Origin of the sequence: Streptomyces sp. NPDC050610 (assembly GCF_040654875.1) — a bacterium.
Lineage (GTDB): Bacteria > Actinomycetota > Actinomycetes > Streptomycetales > Streptomycetaceae > Streptomyces.
In genome coordinates this window covers 1-10,898 of record NZ_JBFAIV010000075.1, presented here as the reverse complement: position 1 = coordinate 10,898, position 10,898 = coordinate 1, and the positions used below count along the sequence as shown (strand labels likewise).

The 10,898-nt window shown below is 67.5% G+C and carries 13 protein-coding genes and 3 pseudogenes; 8 read left to right on the top strand and 8 right to left on the bottom strand.

The genetic code is table 11. From position 1 onward, the window contains the following. Positions 1-145: 145 nt before the first annotated feature. Both AB0I22_RS39265 and AB0I22_RS39260 read right to left on the bottom strand, forming a co-directional pair. On the bottom strand, positions 146-592 hold the full coding sequence (locus AB0I22_RS39265) for a DUF6228 family protein (RefSeq protein WP_363135831.1): 447 nt from the start codon (positions 590-592) through the stop codon (positions 146-148). A 316-nt stretch (positions 593-908) separates the two neighbouring features. Further along, positions 909-1,412 carry a DUF1877 family protein gene (locus AB0I22_RS39260; RefSeq protein WP_363135830.1) on the bottom strand — a complete coding sequence of 168 codons (504 nt, stop codon included), beginning with the start codon at positions 1,410-1,412 and terminating at the stop codon, positions 909-911. 689 nt (positions 1,413-2,101) lie between these two features. On the opposite strand from AB0I22_RS39260, the gene AB0I22_RS39255 reads away from it, so the two are divergent. After that, on the top strand, positions 2,102-2,512 hold the full coding sequence (locus AB0I22_RS39255; protein ID WP_363135829.1) for a hypothetical protein: 411 nt from the start codon (positions 2,102-2,104) through the stop codon (positions 2,510-2,512). A 424-nt stretch (positions 2,513-2,936) separates the two neighbouring features. Continuing rightward, entirely contained in the window at positions 2,937-3,446 is a 510-nt protein-coding gene (locus tag AB0I22_RS39250; RefSeq protein WP_363135828.1) for a hypothetical protein, read from the top strand. Between the two features lie 33 nt (positions 3,447-3,479). Here AB0I22_RS39250 and AB0I22_RS39245 read toward each other — a convergent pair whose 3' ends face one another. After that, positions 3,480-3,707 carry a hypothetical protein gene (locus AB0I22_RS39245; protein ID WP_363135827.1) on the bottom strand — a complete coding sequence of 76 codons (228 nt, stop codon included), beginning with the start codon at positions 3,705-3,707 and terminating at the stop codon, positions 3,480-3,482. Positions 3,708-4,450: 743 nt separating this feature from the next. On the opposite strand from AB0I22_RS39245, the pseudogene AB0I22_RS39240 reads away from it, so the two are divergent. Beyond that, positions 4,451-5,184 (top strand): annotated as a pseudogene (locus tag AB0I22_RS39240) (site-specific integrase); the annotation flags it as partial. Positions 5,185-5,260: 76 nt separating this feature from the next. Continuing rightward, positions 5,261-5,869 carry a hypothetical protein gene (locus AB0I22_RS39235; RefSeq protein ID WP_363135826.1) on the top strand — a complete coding sequence of 203 codons (609 nt, stop codon included), beginning with the start codon at positions 5,261-5,263 and terminating at the stop codon, positions 5,867-5,869. Between the two features lie 73 nt (positions 5,870-5,942). On the opposite strand, the gene AB0I22_RS39230 is transcribed toward AB0I22_RS39235, so the two are convergent. After that, positions 5,943-6,230, bottom strand: coding sequence for a hypothetical protein (locus tag AB0I22_RS39230; RefSeq protein ID WP_363135825.1), 288 nt, complete (start codon positions 6,228-6,230; stop codon positions 5,943-5,945). Further along, positions 6,227-6,850, bottom strand: a complete 624-nt coding sequence (locus AB0I22_RS39225; protein WP_363135824.1) for a hypothetical protein — start codon at positions 6,848-6,850, stop codon at positions 6,227-6,229. Before AB0I22_RS39225 ends, AB0I22_RS39230 begins: the two co-directional genes overlap by 4 nt. Before the next feature lie 113 nt (positions 6,851-6,963). Between AB0I22_RS39225 and AB0I22_RS39220 the strand changes: the two genes are divergently transcribed. Continuing rightward, on the top strand, positions 6,964-7,140 hold the full coding sequence (locus AB0I22_RS39220) for a hypothetical protein (RefSeq protein WP_363135823.1): 177 nt from the start codon (positions 6,964-6,966) through the stop codon (positions 7,138-7,140). Positions 7,141-7,178: 38 nt separating this feature from the next. Here the strand turns inward: AB0I22_RS39220 and AB0I22_RS39215 are convergent. Then, a pseudogene (locus tag AB0I22_RS39215) lies at positions 7,179-7,502 on the bottom strand (Tn3 family transposase); the annotation flags it as partial. A 141-nt stretch (positions 7,503-7,643) separates the two neighbouring features. Here AB0I22_RS39215 and AB0I22_RS39210 point away from each other — a divergent pair. From AB0I22_RS39210 to AB0I22_RS39200, 3 genes and pseudogenes are all read left to right on the top strand, one after another. Next, positions 7,644-7,863 (top strand): annotated as a pseudogene (locus AB0I22_RS39210) (transposase); the annotation flags it as partial. Between the two features lie 124 nt (positions 7,864-7,987). Further along, complete coding sequence (locus AB0I22_RS39205) at positions 7,988-8,866, top strand: hypothetical protein (protein WP_363135822.1); 879 nt, start codon at positions 7,988-7,990, stop codon at positions 8,864-8,866. 336 nt (positions 8,867-9,202) lie between these two features. Further along, on the top strand, positions 9,203-9,922 hold the full coding sequence (locus tag AB0I22_RS39200) for a hypothetical protein (protein WP_363135821.1): 720 nt from the start codon (positions 9,203-9,205) through the stop codon (positions 9,920-9,922). Positions 9,923-10,262: 340 nt separating this feature from the next. Here the strand turns inward: AB0I22_RS39200 and AB0I22_RS39195 are convergent, their stop codons facing one another. Both AB0I22_RS39195 and AB0I22_RS39190 read right to left on the bottom strand, forming a co-directional pair. Continuing rightward, a complete protein-coding gene (locus AB0I22_RS39195) occupies positions 10,263-10,607 on the bottom strand; it encodes a hypothetical protein (protein ID WP_363135820.1) in 345 nt (114 codons plus the stop codon). A 70-nt stretch (positions 10,608-10,677) separates the two neighbouring features. Further along, positions 10,678-10,898: hypothetical protein (locus AB0I22_RS39190; RefSeq protein WP_363135819.1), on the bottom strand; the 221-nt coding region annotated here is incomplete at its 5' end.

Genomic DNA, 10,898 nt, shown 5'->3' with positions numbered 1-10,898 from the left:
TGCTACCGATCTCCACCCCAACCAGCACGAGCGCCCCTACGAGACATCACACCAGCCCTACTGACCAGCAAAGACCACGATGGCGGTTTCTCAGTGAAGTTGAGCCGGCTGCTAGACCAGCTCGCGTGGCAGCCCGGTGTTCCGGCTATTCGGCCTCGGTGGTGAGCAGCGCATGGATCTCTTCGGCAAGACGCTGCATATCCTCGCCGGCTGCGTGCACCGTGGTGGTTTCGAAGTGCCATTCCTCGGCGGGCCGCCGGTCGTGGATACCCCAGGTCAAATGAACGTGGCCGCCAGATCGGTGTTCCGCCGAAAGGGTCAGGTCGTATTCGAGGGAGTGCCAGGTTCGTGTTCCCTCCCAGCCGCGGAAGTCCTCCGCCAGAGAGGAGAGGAAGGAGTCGACGCCGTCGCCGTCCCAGGTCCGTACCGAAGTCTCGATGCTTACCCATCGGCTACGGGCCCGGACGATGAAGTCGAGGGTCGGCTCATCTCCGTAGGGCCGCGTGGGTTCGGAAAAGAGCAGGTGGACTGCTTGCTCCCCCGGGACTCCCACGCGAACGGTCAGTCCGTCAGAAGTGTCATCGACGATCATCCAGCCAGGTTAGGAGACCCGCGCGACCAACCGTGCTGCGGTCCAACTTCGTTGGCAATCGGTCCAGGTTCGATGTCAGAGGACAGTAGGGGCGATGAGGACCGCCGCGCGTCCGCGTGCCGACCACCCGCCCGGACCCTCGTTGGTACCCCTCGTAGGGGCGATGAGGACGCGGCGGTCGGCATGGCGGGCCGGAGGTGGACGCGGGTTGGTACCCCTCCGGGCCGCGACCAAGTGCCTGTGTCAGAACCGCTGATCTGTGACGTTTAGTGATGTCGTGTTGGCGCCCTGGCTCGTGCGCTGAGGTAGGTGTGAGTCAGTCGGCCCAGGTCACCACAGCCATCTCTCGCTCGCTAGCAGCGCTATAGAAGCTCTGGAGGAGAGCGAAGTGGTTGGCGAGGTACTCGCGTGGTTCTCCGGTGAACCCTGAGAATCCGCCAGCTTCGCGGTATGCGGGGAGAGTCTCAAGCAGAGGAGCGATACCCATGACGGCAAGGTCGCGGGCTACTTGACTCACTGCTGCCGGGGTGAGGAGGGCGGGAGGGGCATCGAAGCCGTCGTAGACCTCGGGATGATCGAGGAAGGAGACGCTGCCGTCAGGATCCCCGTTGATGGCCTGCTCAAGGACGGGGATCTGGCTCGCATCGGGCTGCATCCGCCGGTAGAACCACAGGAGTTCCCAGATCGCCCAGTCCAGATCCAGGGTGTCGTCTTCAGGCGGATCCCATTGGGGGTCCCCATCTGGTGAAACTGTGGCCGCCTCGCGGCACCGTTCGAGGTACTGCGGGGACACACGGGCTAGCTGCTGGGTCAAGGCCATGAGCAGGAGTATTACGGGCTCGGTCTGGAACAGGGCATCGATTTTCGTCTCGGTTTCGGGCCTGACTCACAAGCTGCGGCCATTCGTAGACGTGTTGTCGTACCGGACGATGTGGGCGGCCAACCAGTTGGTGGTCGCCTGCTGCGGTTGCGTCGGCCGCGGCCTGCCCGGCCCTGGCGGCGGCCTGCTCGCGCAGCTGCTCCAGCCGCGCCGCGAGCAGGTACTGCGCGGTGCGCCCCCTCGCCGCATCGGCGGCCTTCGTCGCCGCCGCGATTGCGTCCGCGCCGTGCGGGTTGTGCTGGTACCAGCGGCGCTTCTGCTCGGCCCTATACGCGCGCCGCGCCTCCGTTTCGGCCTCCTCAGTCCGGCCCAGCATCGCCAGCGCGGTCCGCCGGTACTCCGGAACCACCTGGCCCGCAGGTACTCGGTACGGGCCTCGGCGATCTCGCGCTCCACCGCCGCCCGGACATGGGCGGTGACAGCGGCGATGTCGCCCTGGTCGGTCAGGTCGGCAGACCAGGCGGCCGCGATCAATCCGGCCTCCACGGTCAGGGCCTCGGTCCGGCACCGGAAACCGCACACCTTGCACACGAGTGCGGGCCGGGTCGCAATGCCCTGTCCGCACTTGCCTCAAGGAAGCTTATACTGCCCCCATATTTTGACCTATCTCCTTAGAGAGTTGGCATTTCATGATTGAACTCGCCCTGCCGGATATTTCGGAGGCTGGTCGCTGGATAGCTTTCCTTACGGGCGCCGGCTGGCTGGCCCTGGGAGTGGCTCTCGGTGTTTCCAACACCTTGTCCTACAGGAGGCAGGTGACCGTTTCTGCTCGCTGCAAAAGCGTGGAAAAATTGTCGAAGCAGGAATATTCGCACTTGCTTCGACGCAAGCCTGTCGCGGGAGAAGATGGGTATGTCCTGCTCAGCGCCAAGCAAACCAAACGCCTCAGAGTCGGGGAAGAGGTACGGATAACCTACGATCCGCGGTCGGCTCATCTCGTGTTTGTGGGAGATGAGTATCCAAGATTCACGCACGGGAAGGCGATAATTTTCTGTACAGCACTTGGAATGATTCCGATAATGTTTGCAGTCCTGGCCTAAGGACATCCAAATCTGAGTTGCGATATCGCGCCATCTGACGATCAAGGATGGACGGCTCCACCGGGGCGAACAGAGGCAGCACCCCAAGGAGCCCGACTAGGCCGAACATCTCGCCACGGCGGTCAGGATCGCCGACTCGTCCTTGTCGACCTCCTTCAACCCCTGCGTCGCATCGAGCACCACTGCCCAGTGATGCTTCTGGCCCGCGTCGATGCCGACCAGACCCGATCTTGCCTCTCTCGTCGCTCCTACCAGCGACGCCCGCCACCGAGTGGAGGAAGAGGTACTCCCACTGCACGGAACAGCCGCGAGCGTCTGCCCGTTCAGGACCGGGCGAGGGAGGGCGACCGCCGGTTGTCGTGCCCCTGGATCGGCAGGAGGGCGCTGGAGTGTCTTATGGGCCGGCCCGCGTACCCTCGGCTCCATGCCCCGCAAGCCGAAGAAGCCCCGCCGGCTGGTCGCCGCCGGACGCGTGTACCTGTGGACGCTGCGTCACAACCACCACGGGCTCGACGGCGGGGGCACGGGCTGCCGAGAAACCCTCACGCTGTACCCGCAGCCGGTCGGCACCGGCGGCCCGCTGCGCATCGTCTTCGCCGAAGGTCCGGGCCACTACATCCCGGGCGGGTTTCTCTCGGGCTCCGGGGACGTGGGGGATGTCCGGAGCGGCTGCGTGAACCTGCACGAACCGGGTGTCGTCCGGGCCCTGCTCGATGCGGCGTCAGCGCGTGGGTGGCAACCGGCGAAGCGGTGGGTGGCGGAGGTCGATGGCTGGCCACTGCTGGAAGCGGCGACCGCACGAGGCGTAGAGCTTCGTGGCGGCCAGGGCGGCGTCCTGTTGGTACCCCTCATAGGGGCGATGAGGACGGGGCCTTCGCCACCTGCTCGACCGCCGCCCACTCCGCACCGCTGGTACCTATCGAAGGCGCGATGAGACCGACGGACGGCGTCGTACCGGGCTACCAGTTCAGGCAGGATCGCACCCAGCCCCCGAGCCAGTGCCGAACCGTTCCGCGAACGCCGGCCCAAACTCCTCGACGTACCGCTGCGCCGCGCCGAGGAAGCGCTGCCGCACGAACTCCATGGTGAGAACCCTGCTCGCATACGCAGCAGCATCGAGGGGCTGTTGCTGCGCAGACCGCCGAAGCTGCTCATACGCCTCGTCACTGAGCACGACGCGAATCTCCTGAGCCATAAGCCCACGGTAGAGGACCAGGGATATCGCAGGCATGAAAAGATCCGCCCACCGAATGATGGACGGATCGGCTTGCCCTGCCGACGTTATGTTATGTCGATATTTCCCACGGGCCGACCGTACTGATCTGTATATACCCGGGTCCAGGGATTCTCAAGGCTCCCCGAATGAATCCGGAATCCAGCAGCTCTGTGACCTTTTCCCCGGTCCATGAAATGTGGACAACATCTACTCCCTGATCTGCGGTTCGCCGATCGAATGAATACCCGATGGAATGAATCCCCGCAGGGCACTGCAGTACATCTGCGGCTTCGCCTTTGATGGTGCCTGACAGTGTTCGCGCCGTGTTGGCCGGCAATGCGCGCAGGCGCCAGCGAGAGATTCCACCTCCACTCTCCGCGCCGGCCTTCCGTTCGACATGGACGTGGGTGTATTTCGGCTCAAGTAGAAATCGGTATGGCTTCCTCCCCCGCGTCGGTACCGCCAGAGGGCCTCGCACTTCACGTTCTGGCGTTTTGGTGACCCCGGATGCAAAGAATGAGCTGGTCCACCCCAGGGAGCGTATTTCCACAAGCGTTGGCTGCCCGGGGATGTGATTGATCTCCACCTCACGGCTTCGCCATCCCTGATAGGGAATTTTCCCTTTCATCCGATTTCCTCCCCTATTTTGAGCTTTCAACGCCCCATGTTAAAGGCCCGAGCCAGCTCTGGCGTGGGAGGTTCCGGTTGCGGCGCCCCTGCACCGCGGCGCGGTGCTGTCCTGGACGAGCTGGTGTACCGAGCGCGGCTACGACGGGCCGACGGTGCCGGCCTGGACGAAGCGGATGCCGCCGCCGGACTCCGACACCCCGGCCCGCTCGAAGCTGGCGGTCGACCGGCTCATCGCCCGCCGCGACGTCCACCTGCGGGAGAAGACCCTGTGGCGGATGCTCTACGAGACCTGCGCGCGCTCTGAGGAGATCCTGGACGTCAACATCGAGGAGCTGGACCTGGCCGGCCGCCGGGCCCCGGTGAAGACGAAGGGCGCCCCGCGCGGCGTCGAGGCGCCCGCGCGCGGGAGGACTTCGCGCTGGAGACCGTGTATTGGGACGCCGGCACCGCCCGGCTCCTGCCCCGGCTGATCAAGGGCCGCCCCCGCGGGCCGGTGTTCGTCACCCACCGCCGCCCCCGCCCCGGCAAGGTCCTCAGCGCCCGCGACGTCTGCCCCGACACGGGGCTGGCGCGGCTGTCGTACGGTCAGGCCCGCGCTCTGCTGGACGAGCACACCGCCGTACGCGGGCCAGGGACCGGCTGGGACCTGCATGAGTACCGCCATTCGGGGCTGACCGAGCTCGGTGTGCAGGGCGCCTCCCTGCTGATGCTGATGGCGAAGTCGCGGCACAAGAAGCCGGAGAACGTCCGCCAGTACTTCAAGCCGTCCCACGAGGCGATCTCGGAGCTGACCAGCCTCCTCGCGCCCGACGACGCCCGGCGCTGAGTCACCGACCTGGGCCGAATGGGCGGCCCGGCCCGGCGGCCCGCCTCCTGGTGGGGACGGGGGCGTTGATCCGGTTGTGGAACTGGGAATCGCGGAGTCGTCCGTCACGATCAAGACCCTGTCGGTGAACGGCAAGCGGATGCCGAAGGGGGTCTACAGTCAGCTGCCGCAGCGCTCCTTGCTGTCCGAGCGCGACTGCGAGGTGGTGGGCCGCCCCTGGGGCCGTGTCGTGGACCCGAAGTGCTGCCACGACGCCCGGCGCAAGCCGCACTGGCACGTCCTGCACGAGCACGACGGCGAGCTGTTCGTCTGGGTGGCACTGAAGCGGCGGGAGGACGCGCCCTGGAACCTCCAGGACGGCGGCTACCAGCCGCGCTCGAAGGTGGGCACGGAGTTCTTGGACGCGTGCCTGCTGGAAACCCATCTGGGAGCCGCCGACTTCTTCCAGGGCAAGGTCTTCAGCTACGTGCCGGAAGGCGAGCTGGTGACGCGGATCGAAGGCGTCAAGGTCTATCTGACCTGCTCGAAAGAGGCCAACCGGCTCCGGTCCGCCCGCGAGCGGTGGCCGGGCCACCCCGGCGTCAAGGAAGCGGAGAAGGATCTGCGGGCCGTGTACGAGAAGCGGGGCAAGGGCGCCCGCGAGCTGTATCCGGAGCTGGTCGCGGACGTGAAGCTGGTGAAGTAGGCCCGGACCAACTACGCGGCGGCGCTGGAGATGGTGGCCGGGCTGCCTCAGCTCTTCCTCGGCGCCTGAGCGCTCACCGCGGCCGGCGCGGTGCGGGCGGCGGATCGCCGCACTCCCGCGCCATGGCCTCGGCTCTGGCCCGTACGTTCTCGGCGCGGTCCTCGGCGTCCTGAGCGAGGTAGCGGGAGGACTCGTCACCGACGGCGTCGACGAGCCGGTGCAGCAGCGCCGCCCGGCGCTCCAGGCAGTCCAGGCGGCTGTCCGTCGTGGAGCGGCGGGAGTTGTAGTGCTCGGCGTCGCTCAGCAGCCCCACCACTTCCGTGACCAGCAGCCGGTCCGTGCCCGGCTCGGCGGTCGTCATGACGACTTTCCGGCGAGCGCGGCCAGGCGCTCCATCTCGTCGATGCCGTCGTTGCAGCACTTCCCGCACACCAGCCGTCGCCGCTTGGGCTGCTCGGGCAGCCTCACGTCAAACGGCGCCCGGCCCTCGGCCTGGTCGCGCAGGTCGTAGTCGCACTCCGCACAGACCAGCCGGGCGGCGCGGGCCTGCTTCTTCGACCAGGAGGGCCACTCCGCCGACAGGGCCAGCTTGGCGATGACCATCCCGTCGGCCCGGGGCTGGAACACGGTCAAGTCCCAGCGCGGGGCGTCCTCGGGGATGTCGGCGATCACCTGCTCCAGCGACGGCATCCACGGCACCAGGTGGCCCAGGTCCTTGCGCAGGATGCGGACCTCCTCGCCCTCGCGCATCGCCTTGCTGTAGGAGGCGGCGAGCAGGAAGCGGAAAGCGGTCACGACGGTGTGCGGGACCTGGAGCAGGTCCAGGTCGGCGCTGAGCTCGGCAGCGGCGGCCTTCCACTCGCCGCAGTTGACCTCCCGCCACATCGCCAGCCCGTCGGCGTTCAGCCTCCCGGAGGCGTTGATGGTGCCGACGATCCGCCGCTGCGCGGCCCGGACCTCCGGGGCGACCGCTGTCGTCATCTCCCACTCCCTGCTTCATAGCGCCGTCCGTGCTGGTCAACGAGCAAGTGCCCGGGAAGACCCGGTGGCAGCCAGGGCCGGCTCTGCCCATGCTGGAAGAGGAGGCGATCGGCATGGGGAAGAACAGTGGCAGAGGCACCGGCAGCCGGCGGGCGTCCATGACGCCGCAGGCGGCCTCGCGGGTGCAGTCCGCCAGTGCGAAGAACCCGGGCAGCCGGACGGCGCAGACCGGATTCCCAGCCCGCGCGCAGTCCGCCGCGGCGAAGGGCTCGCGCGCCGCCGGAAACTGACCCCCGCCCCGCGGCCCCGGCGGCAGTGCGAGCGAGACTCACTCGTCGTCGGCGGCGTGCTTGTCGCAAAGGGGCCGCAGCCCGCCGGGCAGGTCGGGGAGCTGGAAGGAGTACCGGCCCAGCACGTTGACGTGGTGACGCACGAACGGCGAGAGCCGGGCCACGTCCTCGTCGCGGACCTCGAAGCCGTCCGTACGCAACTGGTTCACGGCGGCGTCCATGTAGCGGGTGTTGAACAGCACCAGCGCGTTCAGGACCAGGCCCAGCGCGCCGATCTGGTCCTCCATCCCGTCCTGGTAGCGCTGGTAAAGCTGCCCGGCCCGGCCATGGAAGATCTTCCGGGCCAGGGCGTGGCGGCCTTCCTGAGCTTGTTCTTTTTCTTCCGGCCTCGAACGGTGTCTCGAACTGGGTCGCTCACCTGGAGGTTCGCCGGACGCGGGGGCGGCCTTCGTCTGATCATGTGCTCCGACCAAGGTGCACGTGACCACAACGAAGGCCGTGAGGTGAGTCTGCTGCCTGATGCTGTCCGGAGGGAAGCGTTCTCGGAAGCGTCACGCTTCCCTACGTTGTTCTGCGGGACGTGGTGAGCCCTACGAGTGTCTGACCTCTCGGCGCGACGAACTGTTCGAGTTGGTGGATGCGGTGCTGTGTGCGGACGGCGCGGTGAAGTCCCCGGTGGACTTGACGCTGCTGCCCGAGCATCGGCGTGGGCACGGAGCGATGTAGCCACAGCCACGAACCAATGCAGCGGCACAGCTGACCTGCTGATAGGCGGTTCGAGGCAGATACGGCAGAAGGGATAGTCTTCCTCTGTTTGTTCGAGAACTGACAAAGGACTTCAAAAGCCGTGAAGGTGACCCGTAAGAGCGTCACGGCGGCCATCAGCGCCGCTCTGGTCATGGGCCTGGCGGCCTGTGGCGGCCACGACACGACGGCGTCGGACGTCAAGAGCGGCTCTTCCGCCCGTCCCGGCGGCGCAGTGGCGGACGAGCGTGCCGCCGCGCCCGCCGTGCTGAAGGCCGCCTTGGCGAAGATGGCTCGGCAGAACTCGTACCGGACCGTCGAGACCGCCAAGACCGGCGGTGAGCCGGAGTCCCGTACCGAGATGGCCTTCCGGAACGAGCCCGAGGCGACCGAGATCAAGTCGGCGGAGGTCCACCTGCTGTCCGTGGGCGGCACATCGTATATGGCCACCAAGGACGTTCCGGGCAAGTCCTGGTTCACCATGGACGAGCCGGACTCCGGGGCGAAGAAGCAGGCGACCGCCTCGCCGTCGACGCCGCCCAAGGAGAACGCCGGGCGACGCGTCGGCGGCTCCGTGAAGAAGTGGGTCGGTGCCCTGCTGGCCGCCTCCAAGGACCTCAAGCACGTCGGCCGCGAAACGACGGGCGGCCGGGCCACCGACCACTATCACGGCACGGTCGTTCTCGCCGACCTGAAGAACTACGAGGGTCCGGCCATGACGAAGGACTACCGCGACCTGTACCTCCTGCAAAGCGGCAAAGCCGGCAGGAAGAAGCCCGAGATCGACGTCTGGGTCGACGAGAACGGGTTCATCGCCAAGGAAGAGGAGAAGGGCAGGACGGCCAAGGGCGACGAGCGGATCACCGAAACGTTCTCGGACTACGGCGCCGACCCGAAGATCAAGGCGCCGGACCCGAAGGACGTCGCCACGTGGTCGCAATACGTGGCAGCGAGCGGCAAGAGATACCGCACGCACGGCTGACTGAGCGACCGCGGCCAGGCCCCCTGCCGCTGCGGCCGAGGCAGGCCGGCACGGCACGTAGACCGCTCCGCGGCCCAGGTCGGGGCGCCGGTGTGAACTGCACCGTCGTCGAGGGGCAGCCGACGGCGAGCTTGCGCAGGGCACTGCGCTCGGCAGTCATCGCCGGCCCACGCCAAACGACCACAACGCAGGGCGAGTAGCCCAAGTAGCCCGGAACGTCCCGCTCCCCCACCCCTCCCAGTCCAGGAGCACCGGGCCGTCGAGCGACGCCCAACAGCGCCCCGGGTGCGGTCATGCGCTGAGGTCGAGGATCTCGGTGACGAGGCGGGCGTGCCGATGGGCGGCGAGTCGTCGGCGCAAGTTTGCGAGGGCACTGGTGCCGCGTGCGGACTCGGTCCCACCCAGGTGCTGGACGGCTCGCTCGGCGGCTTCCACGGCTGCATCGAGGTTGCCGAGGGCGAGATGGGCCTCGGCCTGCCGGGCCTCGTAGATGCCCGCGCCGCGGGCTTCCGTGGTGGTGTCGTAGGGGTCGTCGCGCCGCAGAGCGGCTTCGAAGTGCTCCCGGCGGCCCGGCTCACCGAGCCGGCAATCCCTAGTCTGCTCGTGCGGATGCAGCCGGGCCTGACGCTTCAGGAAACACTCGACCGCCTCAACGCCGGCTTTGATCCCGATGCCGACCTGCCGCTGCTCCGGCTCACCGGCGCGCAGCGCAACGAGTGGGAGCGGATCCTGGGCCGGGTCTCGCGGGACGTCGGGCTTGTCGAGTCCGAGGAGTACCTGTACAGCCTCACGCTTGAGACGGTGGGCCCGCCGGGACGTGTGCAACTCGACTACTGCGGGGACACAGCCCACATCGAGGTCGCCTACCGATACTCGGGGCCGGCGGCGTCGAAAGTGATGGAGTTGGCCTATCGCATCGCTCGCATCGTGGAGAATGAAAGCGGCCTGACCGGCCACGACTTCGAGGTGGGCCAGCCCACCCGCACCGGTGAGCCTACCAAAGCCGCCGTCCGGCTGAGCAGCATCACCGACTGGGCACAACACCACCTGGGTTAGGCATCATGCGGCGGCAGGCCGTCCCCGGCACGGACTTGCGGGCGCTGGCAGGCACAGTGCCGGCCACGGACTTCGCGTACAGGTGGTCGGCACTGCCGCGTCCCACCCTGTGGGTCAGTTGATCGGCAGGCGAGCACGGGAGAGCCTGACCGGCGATACCCACGGGTTCGACTTCGGCTCCAGTGTCCGGTGGTGCTGTGCAGTGAGGAGGACTCAGTCCATGACCTTGCAACCACGATGCCGGTGCGCCCGCCGACGTAGCCGCGGATGCGGTCCCAGGCACCTCCAGTGGGAGCCATCGTCGTGTCCGCGAGCCAGCCCGGGCCCTCGCTGACGCTGGCTAGGAGAGCTCGACGGCAGCCAGCACGGGGCCGGCGAACGCCAGCGCGTACTGCAACCCGACGGCCGTCCGCCGCGCTGCGAGGCTCACCACATCCCCGGGCAGGCACAGAGCGAGCAGCCCCACGACAGCAGACAGCCCCATGGCCCCCTGGGCCGCGCCCGTCAAGGGTCCGCTCGTGCCGTCTCCGCTGTACGCCTGGTGGAGCCCAACGATGAGGAACGCCCCGTAGGCGAAGGCGAGCAGCAGGAGGCCGAGGCCGGCGAAGACACGTATTGCTGACGTGGACGGCGCGAACGGGTCGGTTGCTGCGGGCGCGGTGGGGTGCGGCTCCGGTGCGGTCATGACTACATCCTGGAGCGCCCGTGCCGCCCGGGCATGGTGGCGCCTACTCAGGTCTGCGGAGCGCATGTACTCAGACGTTCTCCGCATGCGCGGCGCCCGATTCCGCTTTGGACGCGGCCTCCCACTCGCTGTTGATCGAGTACGTCAAGCATCCTTTCGACTGGGCCCGACCCAACGCGGCCGCCCCTGGGCCGACCACATCGTTGCCCAGCGCGTCGTACGCACCCAGCCCCGCCACGCCTTCGACGCCCTGGCGAATCTCGTCGATGTGCTGGATCACTGGGACAACAT

Excerpts from the sequence above, each read along its gene's own strand:
- AB0I22_RS39265 (WP_363135831.1), bottom strand. The coding sequence starts at position 592 with ATGATCGTCGATGACACTTCTGACGGACTGACCGTTCGCGTGGGAGTC.
- AB0I22_RS39260 (WP_363135830.1), bottom strand. The coding sequence starts at position 1,412 with ATGGCCTTGACCCAGCAGCTAGCCCGTGTGTCCCCGCAGTACCTCGAA.
- AB0I22_RS39255 (WP_363135829.1), top strand. The coding sequence starts at position 2,102 with ATGATTGAACTCGCCCTGCCGGATATTTCGGAGGCTGGTCGCTGGATA.
- AB0I22_RS39250 (WP_363135828.1), top strand. The coding sequence starts at position 2,937 with ATGCCCCGCAAGCCGAAGAAGCCCCGCCGGCTGGTCGCCGCCGGACGC.
- AB0I22_RS39245 (WP_363135827.1), bottom strand. The coding sequence starts at position 3,707 with ATGGCTCAGGAGATTCGCGTCGTGCTCAGTGACGAGGCGTATGAGCAG.
- AB0I22_RS39230 (WP_363135825.1), bottom strand. The coding sequence starts at position 6,230 with ATGACGACCGCCGAGCCGGGCACGGACCGGCTGCTGGTCACGGAAGTG.
- AB0I22_RS39225 (WP_363135824.1), bottom strand. The coding sequence starts at position 6,850 with ATGACGACAGCGGTCGCCCCGGAGGTCCGGGCCGCGCAGCGGCGGATC.
- AB0I22_RS39220 (WP_363135823.1), top strand. The coding sequence starts at position 6,964 with ATGGGGAAGAACAGTGGCAGAGGCACCGGCAGCCGGCGGGCGTCCATG.
- AB0I22_RS39200 (WP_363135821.1), top strand. The coding sequence starts at position 9,203 with ATGGGCGGCGAGTCGTCGGCGCAAGTTTGCGAGGGCACTGGTGCCGCG.
- AB0I22_RS39195 (WP_363135820.1), bottom strand. The coding sequence starts at position 10,607 with ATGACCGCACCGGAGCCGCACCCCACCGCGCCCGCAGCAACCGACCCG.